Below are 15,063 nucleotides of genomic sequence, written 5' to 3' on the forward strand. Positions count from 1 at the left end.
CCATTCGCAGTGTCCCCACACTGCCTTCAGCGCGCTCGCCACTCCCCCAAACGCCCCCGCAAACGGGCCGCGCACTGGCTGTGTAACTGGCTGACCCGCGATTCGCTGACCCCCAGGACCTCACCGATTTCCTTGAGATTCAACTCTTCGTCGTAGTACAGCGCCAACACCAGTCGCTCACGCTCCGGCAAATTGGCAATCGCGTCCGCCAGCGCCGCCTGGAAGCGTTCATCTTCCAGATCGCGTGACGGCTCGAGATGAGCACTGGCGCCATCCTCATGCAGCCCTTCGTGTTCGCCGTCCTGCAACAGATCGTCGAAACTGAATAACCGGCTGCCGAGGGTGTCGTTCAAAATCCCGTAATAATCGTCGAGACTCAATTGGAGTTCGGCCGCAACTTCGTGATCTTTAGCGTCACGGCCGGTTTTAGCTTCAATCGAGCGAATCGCGTCGCTGACCATGCGGGTATTGCGGTGAACCGAACGTGGCGCCCAGTCCCCCTTGCGCACTTCATCGAGCATCGCGCCGCGGATTCGAATGCCCGCGTACGTCTCGAAACTCGCGCCTTTGCTGGCGTCGTATTTGGTTGATACTTCAAGCAGGCCGATCATGCCGGCCTGGATCAGGTCTTCGACCTGGACACTGGCCGGCAAACGCGCCAGCAAATGGTAGGCAATGCGTTTGACCAGTGGCGCGTAACGCTCGATTAGTTCGTACTGCGCGTCACGTGCCGACTTCTTGTAGAGGTTGTAACCACTGGCTGTCATAGGACGGGTCCTGCCGTTTGTTGCACGAGGCGCTCGACGAAAAATTCCAGATGCCCACGCGGGTTGGCCGGCAGCGGCCAGGTATCGACCTTCTGCGCAATGGCCTTGAATGCCAGAGCGCACTTGGAACGGGGAAAGGCTTCGTAGACGGCACGCTGCTTCTGCACGGCCTTGCGCACGCTTTCGTCGTAAGGCACCGCGCCAACGTATTGCAAGGCGACGTCAAGAAAACGATCGGTGACCTTGGTCAACTTGGCGAACAGGTTGCGGCCCTCCTGCGGGCTCTGCGCCATGTTGGCCAGGACGCGGAAACGATTCATGCCGTAGTCGCGGTTCAGCAGTTTGATCAGCGCGTAGGCGTCGGTAATGGAGGTTGGTTCGTCGCACACCACCAGCAAGACTTCCTGGGCTGCGCGCACGAAACTGACTACCGAGTCACCAATGCCCGCAGCGGTGTCGATCACCAATACGTCGAGGTTGTCGCCGATGTCGCTGAAGGCCTGGATCAGGCCGGCATGCTGGGCCGGGCTCAGATGAACCATGCTCTGGGTGCCGGACGCGGCCGGGACGATGCGGATACCGCCGGGCCCTTGCAGCAGCACGTCGCGCAGCTCACACCGGCCTTCGATCACATCGGCCAAAGTACGTTTGGGTGTCAGCCCCAGCAGGACGTCGACATTCGCCAGCCCCAGATCGGCGTCCAGCAGCATGACGCGCCGGCCGAGCTCAGCTAGAGCCAGGGACAAGTTCACTGACACGTTAGTCTTCCCGACGCCACCTTTGCCGCCGGTCACCGCGATCACCTGTACGGGATGCATGCTGCCCATGTTATTTCTTTACCTTGTCTTACTTAGACGGAGGCCACATTACTGGCTGCGCGTTCACTAACTGAACAATGCATTGGCAGACCATCGATGTAGGTACAAAAACTGTTCATTAATACCTCAGCCAACCCGCTTGGTCGGACTGTGGTAGAGGTCAGCGAACATATCAGCCATGGCTTCTTCGCTGGGTTCTTCCTGCATTTGCACGCTAACGGCGCGGCTGACCAACTGATGACGACGCGGCAGATGCAAATCATCCGGGATCCGCGGGCCATCGGTCAGGTAAGCCACCGGCAATTCATGACTGATGGCCAGGCTCAACACCTCACCCAGGCTTGCCGTTTCATCCAGTTTAGTCAGGATGCAGCCAGCTAGCCCGCAACGCTTGTAACTATGATAAGCGGCGGTTAGAACCTGTTTTTGGCTAGTGGTTGCCAAGACCAGATAGTTTTTTGATTTGATCCCTCGTCCGGCCAGGCTTTCAAGCTGCATGCGCAGTGCCGGATCGCTGGCCTGCAGGCCGGCGGTATCGATCAGCACCACGCGTTTGCGCAGCAAGGGTTCCAGCGCCTGCACCAGCGATTGGCCCGGATCGACGTGGGTGACCGACACGTTGAGGATGCGGCCCAGGGTCTTGAGCTGTTCCTGAGCACCGATGCGATAGCTGTCCATGCTCACCAGCGCGATGTTCTGCGCGCCGTACTTGAGCACATAACGGGCCGCGAGCTTGGCCAGCGTGGTGGTCTTGCCCATGCCAGCCGGGCCGACCATCGCAATTACACCGCCCTCTTCCAAGGGCTCGACTTCCGGGGTGGCAATCATCCGCGCCAGGTGCGCGAGCAACATGCGCCAAGCCTGACGTGGTTCTTCAATGTCGGTAATCAGTGCCAGCAGATCGCGCGACAACGGGCCGGACAGGCCGATGCGTTGCAGGCGTCGCCAGAGGTTGGCCTGGGCCGGACGGCTGCCTTGTAGCTGATTCCAGGCCAGCGAGCCGAGTTGCACTTCCATCAGTTCACGCAGGCTGTTGAGCTCGAAACGCATCGAGTCGAACGCACGCGGGTCGACACCGGTCGCTGCGGCAGGCGCGGGTGCCGGACGCCGAGGCTCGGCCAGCGTTGGCTCGATCAGTGGCTCGGCGGCGGTCAACGGCAGGCCGGCGAACAACTGGCGATTGGTGGCTTTGTCGCTCTCGCCATCGCCACGCAGGCTCAGTTCGGCCTGGGCGGTGACGATCCGCGACTGGGTCTTGCGCAGCTCGTCCTCGAGTTCCATGTTTGGAACACGCGGGGCCAGCGCCGACAGTTTGTAATCCAGGGCAGCCGTCAGCTCGACACCGCCAGCGATCCGGCGATTGCCAATGATGGCGGCGTCGGCGCCCAGCTCATCACGAACCAGTTTCATGGCCTGACGCATATCGGCGGCGAAAAAACGCTTAACTTGCATAAACCACTACCTCAGCCGTTGGGCCCTACTGTCGCAACGATGGTCACTTGCTTGTTGTCAGGGATTTCCTGGTAAGCCAACACATGCAAACCCGGGACTGCCAGTCGGCCGAATCGCGAGAGCATCGCGCGAACCGGACCGGCCACCAGCAGAATCACCGGTTGACCTTGCATTTCCTGACGCTGCGCCGCTTCGATCAACGAGCGCTGCAGTTTCTCTGCCATGCTTGGCTCCAGCAGAACACCCTCTTCCGAGCCTTGTCCTGCCTTCTGAAGACTATTGAGCAATATTTGTTCCAACCTTGGTTCCAAGGTGATCACAGGCAGCTCCGACTCAGTGCCTACAATGCTTTGCACGATTGCACGAGATACGCCGACGCGCACCGCGGCCACCAAAGCGGCAGTATCTTGACTCTTGGCGGCGTTGTTCGCGATGGCTTCGGCGATGCTGCGAATGTCCCGTACCGGCACTTGTTCGGCGAGCAATGCCTGCAAGACCTTGAGCAGTTGCGACAGCGAAACCACCCCCGGCACCAGCTCTTCAGCCAGTTTCGGTGAGCTTTTGGCCAGCAATTGCATGAGTTGCTGGACTTCTTCGTGTCCGATCAGCTCGCTGGAGTGCTTGTACAGAATCTGGTTCAAGTGGGTCGCCACTACCGTACTGGCATCGACCACGGTGTAGCCGAGGGATTGTGCTTGGGCACGCTGGCTGATTTCGATCCAGACCGCCTCCAGACCAAAAGCCGGATCTTTGGCGGTGATGCCGTTGAGCGTGCCGTAGACCTGCCCCGGGTTGATCGCCAGCTCGCGGTCCGGGTAAATCTCGGCCTCGGCCAGGATCACTCCCATCAGGGTCAGGCGATAGGCGCTGGGCGCCAGGTCGAGGTTGTCACGGATATGCACGGTCGGCATCAGGAAGCCCAGGTCCTGGGAGAGCTTTTTACGCACACCCTTGATCCGTGCCAGCAACTGACCCCCCTGGTTGCGATCCACCAGCGGGATCAGGCGGTAGCCGACTTCCAGGCCGATCATGTCGATCGGGGTCACGTCATCCCAGCCAAGCTCTTTGGTTTCCTGAGCACGGGCCGGCGATGGCAGCAGTTCCTGCTGACGCTTGACCTCTTGCAGCGCCTGAACCTTGACCGCGTTCTGCTTCTTCCAAAACAGGTAAGCGCCGCCGGCCGCCAGGGCTGCCATGCTCAGAAAGGAGAAGTGCGGCATGCCCGGCACCAGACCCATCACCGCCATCAAGCCAGCGGCCACTGCAAGGGCTTTCGGCGAGGCGAACATCTGACGATTGATCTGCTTGCCCATGTCTTCCGAGCCGGAAGCACGGGTCACCATGATCGCAGCGGCAGTCGACAACAGCAGTGATGGCAATTGCGCCACCAAACCGTCACCGATGGTCAACAGCGCATAAACCTTGCCGGCATCACCAAAGCTCATGCCGTGCTGGAAGATACCGACCGCCATGCCGCCGATCAGGTTGATGAACAGAATCAGCAGGCCGGCGATGGCGTCACCGCGCACGAACTTGCTGGCACCGTCCATCGAACCGTAGAACTCAGCTTCCTGAGCCACTTCCATCCGGCGCAGTTTCGCCTGGTTCTGATCGATCAGGCCGGCGTTCAAGTCGGCGTCGATCGCCATCTGTTTGCCGGGCATCGCGTCGAGGGTGAAGCGCGCGCTCACCTCGGAAATCCGCCCGGCACCCTTGGTCACCACGACGAAGTTGATGATCATCAAAATCGCAAAGACCACGATACCGACCACGTAGTTACCGCCGATCACCACTTCACCGAAGGCCTGGATCACCTTACCGGCGGCGGCATGGCCATCCTGACCGTGAAGCATCACCACCCGCGTCGAGGCCACGTTCAGCGCCAGTCGCAGCAACGTCGCCACCAGCAGAATGGTCGGGAACACCGCAAAATCCAGCGGTCGCAGGGCGTACACGCAAACCAGCAACACGACGATGGACAAGGCAATGTTGAACGTGAAAAACACGTCCAGCAGGAACGGCGGCACCGGCAACATCATCATGGCAAGCATGACCAGCAGCAACAGCGGCACACCCAGATTGCCCCGACTGAGGTCGGCAACGTTTGTGCGTGCAGTGTTGATTAACTGAGAGCGATCCACCGGTTTTCCCCGTTTCTTTAAAGCAAACTTTTGACGCCCCGATCGGGCGCAGGGCGGCTATTGCAAGAAGCTTTCCAACTTTGGCCCGGGAGATGAAACAGGCAGGGATAAACACGCCCCCCTGTAGGAGTGAGCCTGCTCGCGATGAGCATTTTCCAGTCAACGCATTCAAACCAGACAGACCGCTATCGCGAGCAGGCTCACTCCTACATTTGATTTGCATTCCATTCCCATATTTGGAATGCGTTCCCTTGTGGGAGCTTCACCATGATCAAACCAACGCCCAACCCGCCCGAAACCGACCCCACCTCGCCCTACGAATCCCTCGACTCAAAAAAACTCCACGAAGCCGCCGACCGCGCCCTCGACCATTACCTCTGCCCGCCCGGCTCCACCCCGCCACCGCGTAAAACCCGCGCAATGTACGCCGTCACCGCCGACACCAAAAACGAAGACCTGCTGGCCAACGCCTGCGAAACACTCGCCAGCGCCAAAACCATCGCCCAGGAATTCGCCGGGCTGGTCAAGCCATCGCAGCGCCGAGCGCTGATGGGCATTGCACAATTGATCATGCTCGGGGAATTGGCGGTGAATCGGGTGCTGGATAATCTGCAATTGCCGCAGTAGCGGGCCCTCCTGCTCACTGAGCGTTCCCACGCTCCAGCGTGGGAATGCGTCAAAGGACGCTCCGCGTTTGGCTTTGCGGCAACCAGGAAAAGAACACGCACGAAGGGTCACCTCCATGCGCCGGGTAATAACCGTAGGTTCTACTGCGCCTTGCTCAAGTCGGAAAAAATCCCATGATTCTTTTACGGTCTTTGGTCACGGTCAGATAGTAGTTGCCAGTCGCCAGAGTCCCATCAGCCAGGAGTTCGTGATACACGACATAGAGTCCGGGATAGGACAGGTTCAGCGCAAAGAACCGGCCGTAATATGGGCCTCTCGCTCCGAAAATGGGAGTCAGATCAACGAAGTTATTGGACAGGATGCCCCATCCGAGTGTCTGACCATCGTTGTAAAAGCTGGCGGCGCCGAATTGTCGAAGCCAATTGCCTGCCTCAGCCGCGGTGAAGAACGCGTCATTCAGTATCAGCCGGTAAACATTCATCACCCGCACGGGGTAGGAAACCTTTCGCTGATCAGCGTCTGTCACGGTGACGGTGGTCAACTGATTACTCAGGCCTCTAACCTTGCCGTTGGCATCAACTGTCGCTACGGCCGGGTTGGCTGACCGATAGGTGTACGGTGGTCGCCCTCCCGTAGGCACGCGCACTTGCACATTGTTGACGACCTCCCGCTCGCGTAATCCGTATGCCGTGCCGCCCACCAGCTTCACACCGTTGAGGAGCATCTGAACGGTGTTGATTGCCAGCACCTCCGTGACCTTGACCGTATACCGCGCCACCGGAAGCACCAGCGCCGAGGCTTGGGTGTCCGCGCTGCCCAGTGCTATTTTGCACGTCAGCTCACAGGTCGATAGATCCTTAAGCGCATAGAACCAGCTGCGTATGGCCTTGACGCTGAGGCCGTGGGTGATTTCTTCAGCGGTCAACGCGGTGCCGGCGCGCAACGTTAATGGCGCAACCCCCTCGCTGGTGACAGTGAGCCAGACCCGCTGCCCGACCACGGCAATCGGCAGCAGCGGCTTGACCACGCACGTGAGGTCAGTCTTGATGATTCGCAGATCGATCAACGGCACCGCCCCCGCTTCTGCAATCTGCGGGCGGGTCAGCCCGGGATCCATGTCGCTGATTGTTTTCACCGTCAGCATCAAAGGTCTGGACAGAATCGCTTTGCCGTTCCTGATCAGTTCATAGAGGATCTCGACCTGCTGCCCACGATTTTCCGCAATGAATGAAGGCAGCAGCAAGAAAACGGCAACGTTGTCTGCATTCAACGGTTGCGGCGTAAACGTCGGCGAACCTTCTCCAGGCGTGCCTCTCACCAGCAGGCGCACCTGATCACCCGCACGCGGGCTCGCCACATGTACACGGGCTCTGGCCGCTTCGTTATTTTCCAATGGGTCTAGAACACCATCAGGAGCGCGGCGAACAGTGGGCGGCTGCAATGACTGCGCCGGGTCTCCAATATACAACTCCAGCAGCGCGGACGATTGCGGCAGCTCTTCTGGTCGCTCGATCCACCAAAGCAAACTGAAGAACTGTTCCCGATAGAACTCGATAGCCTCGCCGTCCAGCCAGAACGCCAGATCCTTGCCGACACGTGTATGCTCGATTGGCAATCTGTCCCGAAAGACCACCCCGCCAGCATCCCCCCGGCCCTCCACATGCACCACATCTCCCAACAGGGTATAGGCGGCCGCCGCAATCTGGATATCCGTACCATACGGCACATGCGCCGGATTGAGCACGTCGTCAATAACGCCAACGATTTCTGGTGCAGGCAGGGCAGGATCAAGCTCCCCTATGCGCGCATTCATCGCGTCAGAAGCCAGCGCAGGATTCAACGTGGCATGACTGACTTCATACGAAACACGGACCGACCCTCGGATCAACGGGGCGATGTCTTTGGCGGTGACGGTGAAGGCAATGGCCTGACCCACGAGCCGATCACTGACGTCGCGGTAAGTCTGATACAGGTGTGGACGCCCCGAGGTGCTGGTCCCCATCCATGTCAATGTGACCCTGAAGCCCTTTTTGATCCGGTCATCAGGACCGCACAACACCACCGTCCGGCTTAGCGCAGGATCCAGGGTGCCTCCTGTCAGATCGGTAATCTGCGGCGCCGGCAGTCGCAAGGTCTTTCCCTGCAACGTGAAGATGTAAATCTCTGAACGATCCTGTTGGCCATCGGCTTTCGTGCGCAGATAGTCCACTTGTATCTGTCCGGGAGCGCTGGCAAGCACTGTCGCATTTGGAATCTTGAATGATTGAATGCCGACACGAGTAATCGTTTGCTCTTCACTGTGTTCGACCCTCTCACCGCTCAGGGTTGTGGCCACCCAGCGAATCAGTAGCTTCTCACCTCGCGCAAAGCCACTGCGCGTAATGATCTGAGCCTCCAGGTCGTCCAGCCCCACCTCATCAGCACTGACCAGGTCATCATTGGCGAGGGGGACAAATACCAGATCAAGCCAGTCATTGTCCGGATCGCTGATGACTGTCGTACGCTCCGAAAAGTCGCTGACGTTTTCCACCTGATCTTCAATCTGATAGACCACCACTGCCGGATCGGCCGGCCCCGCATCCCGGATATTTTCTGGCGAAATGAAAACGCTGATCTCTTTTCCAACCTCGCTCTCCAGCACCGTATAGGGGGTGACAGCAATGCCGTGGAAACAGAGCTTCAACGTGTCCCCTTTCGTCATGAAGGGCCAGGGGGGATGATCGCGGTGACGCCGTTGGCAGCGACATCCTTGTCAATGATCTGGCCGGGCTTCAGTTGGAGCAGAGCCGGCTTGAGTCGCTGATGGCCGGGCAAATCCGGCTCGGGATCGATACCGCCTGGCGGATCGATCTTGAACCAGACTTCGAGTTGCGCCCCCTCGGGGGGCTGACCGCTTTTGCGCAGGATCTCGTAACGCAAGGTATGAACGCCGGCCGGAACCCGATTCGCAGCGATGTGCATCACCACATCGAGATCACCGTGGTCCTCGGACAACACCGCCGTTGCCACCAGATTCTCGCCAATGTACAAACGAATGGTGTCCTCGTCGGCCATGTTGAGATAGGCCTGAACCAGCACACGCAGGCCGTTGGCACTCGTATAAAGCAAGGGCCGGTTGACCCCCACTTGCGCCGGCGGAAAATCGATGTCGTTGAACTGCCCGGGAATGTTGGGCGGGAACAGCGAAAAAAGTCCCAGACTACTGCTCAAGTCAAAGGGAACAATGTCATGTTGCGTATCGTCAATGTCCTCATTTGGCATCACCATCAATCCGATCATTGCCCTGCTCCTGCAGTTTCCTTAGCGGTTGCCTAGGATCTTCAGCAGCCATTGAGAACCTCAGGCGATCATTCGACCACTGTCAGAAGTAACAGGTACGTGGATCTTTCAGACGAACGGCGTTAAGGCATTGGAAGGAAGATACAACCTGGCTTTCGCTCGTCGGGCTGGTCGAGTCATCGCAGCGCCAAGCGCTAATGGGCATCGCACGCCTGATCATGCTCGGCGAACGGGCGGTGAATCGGGTGTTGCATAATCTGGAGTTGCCGCAGTAACGCGCCGCCACCGATGATCGTTCCCACGCTCCTGCGTGGAATGCCTCAACGGACGCTCCGCGTCCCATCAGGGCCGAACGCGGAGCGTCCGATCAGGCGTTCCACGCAGGAGCGTGGGAACGATCAAAATCAAACGATCAAGATCAGCACCGCCGAGCTATTTCAGTGCCGGCCGCTTCGCGAGCAGGGTCGCTCTCACATTGGATCGCGCTCACCTGTGAGGGCGAGGCGCATGAGAACTCAGGAATCGCGACGCAGATCCGGCGGAATCGGCAAATCGTCTTTGAGCGGATCCGGGCGTTTACCCTTGCCCGCCTGGTGCTGACGGATCTGGTAGACGTAGGCCAATACCTGGGCGACCGCCAGATAAAGCCCACCGGGAATTTCCTGTTCCAGCTCCGTGGAGTAGTAGATCGAACGCGCCAGCGCCGGCGACTCGAGCAGCAGCACATTGTTGGCCACGGCGATTTCACGAATCTTCAAGGCGAGGAAATCGCTGCCCTTGGCGATCAGCATCGGCGCCCCGCCCTTTTCCGGATCGTATTTGAGCGCCACGGCGTAGTGAGTCGGGTTGGTGATGACTACGTCGGCCTCGGGAATGGCCGCCATCATCCGCCGCTGCGACATCTCGCGTTGCAACTGGCGAATGCGCTGCTTGACCTCCGGCTTACCTTCTTGATCCTTGTGTTCGTCGCGCACTTCCTGCTTGGTCATCAGCAGTTTCTTGTGGCTTTCCCACAACTGCACCGGCACGTCGACCGCGGCGATGATGATCAGCCCGCAAGCCATCCACAAAGTACTCCAGCCGACCACTTGCAGACTGTGAATGATCGCCATGTCCAATGGCTCATGGGCGATACGCAGCAGATCGTCGATGTCCGATGACAAGACCGCCAACGCCACGAACAAGACGATGAAAAACTTCGCCAGGGCCTTGAGCAACTCAATCAAAGCCTTGGCCGAGAACATGCGTTTCAGCCCCGCGCCGGGGTTCATGCGACTGAATTTCGGCGCCATGGAGCCGGCCGCGAACAGCCAGCCGCCGAGGGAGATCGGGCCAATCAACGCAGCCAGCAGTAAGGTGATCATCACTGGCTGAATCGCAACGAGAGCGATCTGCCCCGAATGCAGCAGATAAGTGCCCATGGAACGCTGATCCAGAATCACCTCTCGCGAGAGCGAGAAGTTCATGCGCATCAGCTCCATCAAATCCTGAGCGAGGGCGCCGCCAAAAATCAGCAACGCACCGGCGCCAGCGAGCATGACCGCCAGGGTGTTGAGTTCCTTGGAGCGCGCAATCTCACCCTTCTCACGGGAGTCCTTTTTGCGTTTCTCCGTGGGGTCTTCTGTTTTGTCCTGACCGCTTTCGCTCTCAGCCATGACTCAGCGCGCCCGCGCCAGTTCGCGTAACAACTGCAAAGCCTCGGCGGCCAGCGGCTGATACTGATTGAGAATGTCCGCCAGGCCGACCCAGACAATGAACAGCCCGAGCACCAGGGTCAGCGGGAAACCGATCGAGAAGATGTTCAACTGCGGCGCCGCCCGAGTCATCACGCCAAATGCAATGTTGACCACCAGCAACGCGGTGATCGCCGGCAACACCAACAACAGCGCCGCACCGAGCACCCAGCCGAGCTTGCCGGCCAACTCCCAAAAATGATTGACCATCAACCCGCCGCCGACCGGCAGCGTGGTGAAGCTTTCGGTGAGGACTTCGAACACCACCAGATGGCCGTTCATCGACAGGAACAGCAGCGTTACCAGCATGGTGAAAAACTGCCCGATCACCGCCACCGACACACCGTTCGTAGGGTCGACCATCGAGGCGAAGCCCATACCCATCTGGATCGCGACAATCTGTCCGGCGACCACGAAAGCCTGAAAGAACAACTGCAAGGAGAAACCCAACACCGCGCCAATAATGATTTGTTCGGCGATCAGCAGCAGCGCGCTGAGGTCGAGTGCATTGACCGGTGGCATCGGCGGCAGGCCGGGAGCGATCACGAAGGTGATCGCCAGCGCGAAGTACAAACGCACACGCTTGGGTACCAGCGTCGTGCCGAAAATCGGCATGACCATCAGCAACGAACCGACGCGAAACAGCGGCAACATGAACGTCGCCACCCAGGTACTGATCTGGGTGTCGGTCAGCTGAAGCAGCGACGACATGGCTTAACCGATGACCATCGGGATGCTGTGGTACAGCTGGAGGATGTATTCCATGAACGTCTGCACCATCCACGGGCCGGCAACGATCAGCGTCACCAGCATCACCAACAGACGCGGCAGGAAGCTCAGGGTCTGTTCGTTGATCTGGGTGGCCGCCTGGAACATCGCCACCAACAGCCCCACCAGCAAGCTCGGGATCACCAGCACGGCGACCATCATGGTGGTCAGCCACAGCGCTTCGCGAAAGATGTCTACGGCAACTTCCGGCGTCATGGTGAAACACCGCCGAAGCTGCTCGCCAGGGTGCCGATGATCAACGCCCAGCCATCCACCAGCACGAACAGCATGATCTTGAACGGCAGGGAAATAATCAGTGGCGAGAGCATCATCATACCCATGGCCATCAGCACACTGGCCACGACCAGGTCGATGATCAGGAAAGGGATGAAGATCATGAAGCCGATCTGGAACGCGGTTTTAAGCTCCGAAGTCACGAACGCCGGCACCAGAATGGTCAGTGGTGCCTGATCAGGCGTGGCGATGTCGGTGCGTTTGGACAGGCGCATGAACAGCTCCAGATCGCTGCTGCGAGTCTGGGCCAGCATGAAATCCTTGATCGGCACTTGCGCCTTGGTCACGGCATCCTGAGCGGTGAGTTTCTCCGCCAGATATGGCTGCAAGGCATCCTGATTCACCCGATCGAACACTGGCGCCATGATGAACATGGTCAGGAACAATGCCATGCCGGTGAGGATCTGGTTCGACGGTGTCTGCTGCAAGCCCAGGGCCTGACGCAGGATCGAGAACACGATGATGATCCGGGTGAAACTGGTCATCAGCATGACGAACGCCGGGATGAAACTCAGCGCAGTCATGATCAGCAGGATTTGCAGGCTGACCGAGTATTCCTGAGCGCCTTCGGCGTTGGTACCCAGGGTGATCGCCGGGATCGACAACGGATCGGCGGCGAACGCCAGCGGCGCGACCAGCATCAGGGCCAGCGTCAAGACGATGCGTAGCGCACCCATTACTTCTTATCCTTCTGATCCTTGCCGAGCATCTTCAACAGATGCTGGGCAAATTCCGGGGTCGCTTTTTCAGTCCCGCTCGGCACTTGCACCGGCTCCTTGAGCACATGCAACGCGGTGATGGTGCCGGGGCTCAGGCCGAGCAGAATCTGTTCATTGCCGACCTGCACCAGCATCAAACGGTCACGAGGACCTAGCGCGCGGGAACCGATCAGCTCGATCACCTGCCCCTTGCCGGCCGGCCCAGCCTGCTGGACCCGGCGCAGCAGCCAGGCGAGGAAGAAGATCAACCCAAGCACCAGCAGCAAGCCGAACACCAACTGCGTCAATTGCCCGGCCACACCGCTGCTGACGGCCGGCGCAGCGGCCGCCGTTACCGGCTCGGCCGCCAACACGCTGAACGGCAAGGCCAGCACTAACCCCAGCACAAAACCCAGAACCTTTTTCACTCAGCGCAGCTTCTTGATACGTTCGCTTGGGCTGATCACGTCGGTCAGGCGGATGCCGAACTTTTCGTTGACCACCACCACTTCACCGTGGGCGATGAGCGTGCCGTTGACCAGCACGTCCAGCGGCTCGCCGGCCAGACGATCGAGCTCGATCACCGACCCCTGGTTGAGTTGCAGCAGGTTTCGGATGTTGATGTCGGTGCTGCCGACTTCCATGGAAATCGATACCGGGATATCGAGGATCACATCCAGGTTCGGTCCGTCCAACGTCACTGGATCGTTGTTCTTCGGCACGCTGCCGAATTCTTCCATTGGCAGACGGTTGGACGGCGAACCGGCGGCGTCGGCGGCCAACAAGGCATCGATATCGTCCTGCCCGGCGTCACCGGTTTCTTCCAGGGCCGCAGCCCATTCATCAGCCAGTGCCTGGTCGTCCTGGGCGTTCATATCGTCGTTCATCATTTGTCCTCGGCGGGCACCTGCTCAATCAAGAGCAGTCAATTAAAAGGGGGTTGGAGCGCCTGTCAGCGGCGCTCGATCGGCTCGATCACTTGCAACGCGAGGTTGCCTTTATGCGAGCCCATCTTGACCTTGAAGGCCGGTACGCCGTTGGCGCGCATGATCATTTCTTCCGGCATCTCGACCGGAATAATGTCCCCGGGCTGCATGTGCAGAATGTCGCGAAGGCGTAGCTGGCGGCGGGCAACGGTGGCACCGATCGGTACGTCGACGTCCAGCACGTCCTGGCGCAAGGCGTTGATCCAGCGCTCGTCCTGATCGTCGAGGTCCGACTGGAAGCCGGCGTCGAGCATTTCGCGCACCGGCTCGATCATCGAGTACGGCATGGTCACGTGCAGATCGCCGCCACCGCCATCGAGCTCGATGTGGAACGTCGACACTACAACGGCTTCGCTCGGGCCGACGATGTTGGCCATGGCCGGGTTCACTTCCGAGTTGATGTACTCGAAGTTCACTTCCATGATCGCCTGCCAGGCTTCCTTCAAATCGACGAAGGCCTGCTCCAGCACCATGCGCACCACACGCAGTTCGGTGGGGGTGAATTCACGCCCTTCGATCTTCGCGTGACGGCCATCGCCGCCGAAGAAGTTGTCCACCAGTTTGAACACCAGTTTGGCGTCGAGGATGAACAGCGCAGTGCCGCGCAGCGGTTTGAGCTTGACCAGGTTGAGACTGGTCGGCACGTACAGCGAGTGCACGTATTCGCCGAACTTCATCACCTGTACGCCACCGACGGCAACGTCCGCCGAGCGGCGCAGCATGTTGAACATGCTGATGCGGGTGTAGCGGGCGAAACGCTCGTTGATCATTTCCAGAGTCGGCATGCGTCCACGGACGATGCGATCCTGGCTGGTCAGGTCGTAGCTTTTGACACTGCCGGGGTCGGCAGCGTTATCGGTCTGTACCAGACCATCGTCGACGCCATGCAACAGCGCATCGATCTCATCCTGGGACAGCAGGTCCTGCACGGCCATGTCGTGTTCCTACTGCAGTACGAAATTAGTGAAAAGCAACTGTTCGATCACCACTTTACCAAGCTCTTTCTGCGCCACTTCCTGGACGCTGGCCGTGGCCTTCTGACGCAACATCTCCTGGCCGACCGGGGTCGCCAGCGTGGCGAAATCCTGACCGGAAAACAGCATCACCAGGTTATTGCGGATCACCGGCATGTGGACTTTGAGCGCTTCCAGATCGGCCTGATTGCGGCCCAACATGGTGATGCTCACCTGCATGTAGCGTTGGCGGCCGTTCTGGGTGTAGTTGGCCACGAAGGCCGGCGCCATGGGCTCGAAGATCGCCGGCTGCTTGCCGACCACAGCGGTTTCAGCGGCGGGGGCAGGCTTGCTCTGGGCGCTGTGCATGAAGAACCAGGTCGCCCCCACGGACAAGCCGATCGCCAGCAACAGGGCCACGACGATCACAATGATCAGCTTGATTTTGCCTTTGGTTGCGGGGTCTTTCACTGGTGCTGCGTCGCTCTTAGCCATGCCAATAATCCGTCACTATTCGGGTTTTCACAGTCGCACGGCAAGGCAAGAG

15 protein-coding genes are annotated in these 15,063 nt (G+C 59.3%); 1 reads left to right on the top strand and 14 read right to left on the bottom strand.

The genetic code is table 11. From position 1 onward, the window contains the following. Positions 1-26: 26 nt before the first annotated feature. From fliA to flhA, 4 genes are all read right to left on the bottom strand, one after another. Entirely contained in the window at positions 27-767 is a 741-nt protein-coding gene (gene fliA, locus AB4O41_RS08740) for an RNA polymerase sigma factor FliA (RefSeq protein ID WP_007894214.1), read from the bottom strand. Next, positions 764-1,594, bottom strand: a complete 831-nt coding sequence (gene fleN, locus AB4O41_RS08745) for a flagellar synthesis regulator FleN (RefSeq protein WP_003222917.1) — start codon at positions 1,592-1,594, stop codon at positions 764-766. The genes fliA and fleN overlap by 4 nt, the downstream gene beginning before the upstream one ends. A gap of 117 nt (positions 1,595-1,711) precedes the next feature. Continuing rightward, positions 1,712-3,037, bottom strand: a complete 1,326-nt coding sequence (gene flhF / locus AB4O41_RS08750) for a flagellar biosynthesis protein FlhF (protein ID WP_123360200.1) — start codon at positions 3,035-3,037, stop codon at positions 1,712-1,714. Positions 3,038-3,048: 11 nt separating this feature from the next. After that, positions 3,049-5,178, bottom strand: coding sequence for a flagellar biosynthesis protein FlhA (gene flhA, locus AB4O41_RS08755; RefSeq protein ID WP_460147263.1), 2,130 nt, complete (start codon positions 5,176-5,178; stop codon positions 3,049-3,051). A 267-nt stretch (positions 5,179-5,445) separates the two neighbouring features. Here flhA and AB4O41_RS08760 point away from each other — a divergent pair, with 267 nt between their 5' ends. After that, the gene (locus tag AB4O41_RS08760) at positions 5,446-5,805 is read left to right on the top strand and encodes a DUF6124 family protein (RefSeq protein WP_460147264.1); all 360 of its coding nucleotides are present in this window, start codon (positions 5,446-5,448) and stop codon (positions 5,803-5,805) included. A gap of 154 nt (positions 5,806-5,959) precedes the next feature. Here AB4O41_RS08760 and AB4O41_RS08765 read toward each other — a convergent pair whose 3' ends face one another. The 10 genes from AB4O41_RS08765 to fliL all read right to left on the bottom strand — a co-directional run bounded on the left by AB4O41_RS08765 (position 5,960) and on the right by fliL (position 15,011). After that, the gene (locus AB4O41_RS08765; protein WP_460147266.1) at positions 5,960-8,488 is read right to left on the bottom strand and encodes an Ig-like domain-containing protein; all 2,529 of its coding nucleotides are present in this window, start codon (positions 8,486-8,488) and stop codon (positions 5,960-5,962) included. Positions 8,489-8,502: 14 nt separating this feature from the next. Continuing rightward, positions 8,503-9,084: a hypothetical protein gene (locus AB4O41_RS08770; protein ID WP_460147267.1), complete on the bottom strand. Its 582-nt coding sequence runs from the start codon at positions 9,082-9,084 to the stop codon at positions 8,503-8,505. A 515-nt stretch (positions 9,085-9,599) separates the two neighbouring features. Further along, positions 9,600-10,739, bottom strand: coding sequence for a flagellar biosynthesis protein FlhB (gene flhB / locus AB4O41_RS08775; RefSeq protein WP_460147268.1), 1,140 nt, complete (start codon positions 10,737-10,739; stop codon positions 9,600-9,602). A gap of 3 nt (positions 10,740-10,742) precedes the next feature. Further along, the gene (fliR, locus tag AB4O41_RS08780) at positions 10,743-11,528 is read right to left on the bottom strand and encodes a flagellar biosynthetic protein FliR (protein WP_460147270.1); all 786 of its coding nucleotides are present in this window, start codon (positions 11,526-11,528) and stop codon (positions 10,743-10,745) included. A 3-nt stretch (positions 11,529-11,531) separates the two neighbouring features. Then, complete coding sequence (fliQ, locus tag AB4O41_RS08785) at positions 11,532-11,801, bottom strand: flagellar biosynthesis protein FliQ (RefSeq protein ID WP_460147271.1); 270 nt, start codon at positions 11,799-11,801, stop codon at positions 11,532-11,534. Further along, positions 11,798-12,556 carry a flagellar type III secretion system pore protein FliP gene (gene fliP / locus AB4O41_RS08790; RefSeq protein WP_052966797.1) on the bottom strand — a complete coding sequence of 253 codons (759 nt, stop codon included), beginning with the start codon at positions 12,554-12,556 and terminating at the stop codon, positions 11,798-11,800. The genes fliQ and fliP overlap by 4 nt, the downstream gene beginning before the upstream one ends. Beyond that, the gene (gene fliO, locus AB4O41_RS08795) at positions 12,556-13,005 is read right to left on the bottom strand and encodes a flagellar biosynthetic protein FliO (protein WP_460147273.1); all 450 of its coding nucleotides are present in this window, start codon (positions 13,003-13,005) and stop codon (positions 12,556-12,558) included. The genes fliP and fliO overlap by 1 nt, the downstream gene beginning before the upstream one ends. Then, on the bottom strand, positions 13,006-13,464 hold the full coding sequence (gene fliN, locus AB4O41_RS08800) for a flagellar motor switch protein FliN (protein WP_407682184.1): 459 nt from the start codon (positions 13,462-13,464) through the stop codon (positions 13,006-13,008). A gap of 65 nt (positions 13,465-13,529) precedes the next feature. Beyond that, the gene (fliM, locus tag AB4O41_RS08805; RefSeq protein WP_460147275.1) at positions 13,530-14,498 is read right to left on the bottom strand and encodes a flagellar motor switch protein FliM; all 969 of its coding nucleotides are present in this window, start codon (positions 14,496-14,498) and stop codon (positions 13,530-13,532) included. A 9-nt stretch (positions 14,499-14,507) separates the two neighbouring features. Next, complete coding sequence (gene fliL, locus AB4O41_RS08810; RefSeq protein ID WP_460147277.1) at positions 14,508-15,011, bottom strand: flagellar basal body-associated protein FliL; 504 nt, start codon at positions 15,009-15,011, stop codon at positions 14,508-14,510. Between the last annotated feature and the right edge of the window lie 52 nt (positions 15,012-15,063).

The organism is Pseudomonas sp. S2_A02 (assembly GCF_054668495.1).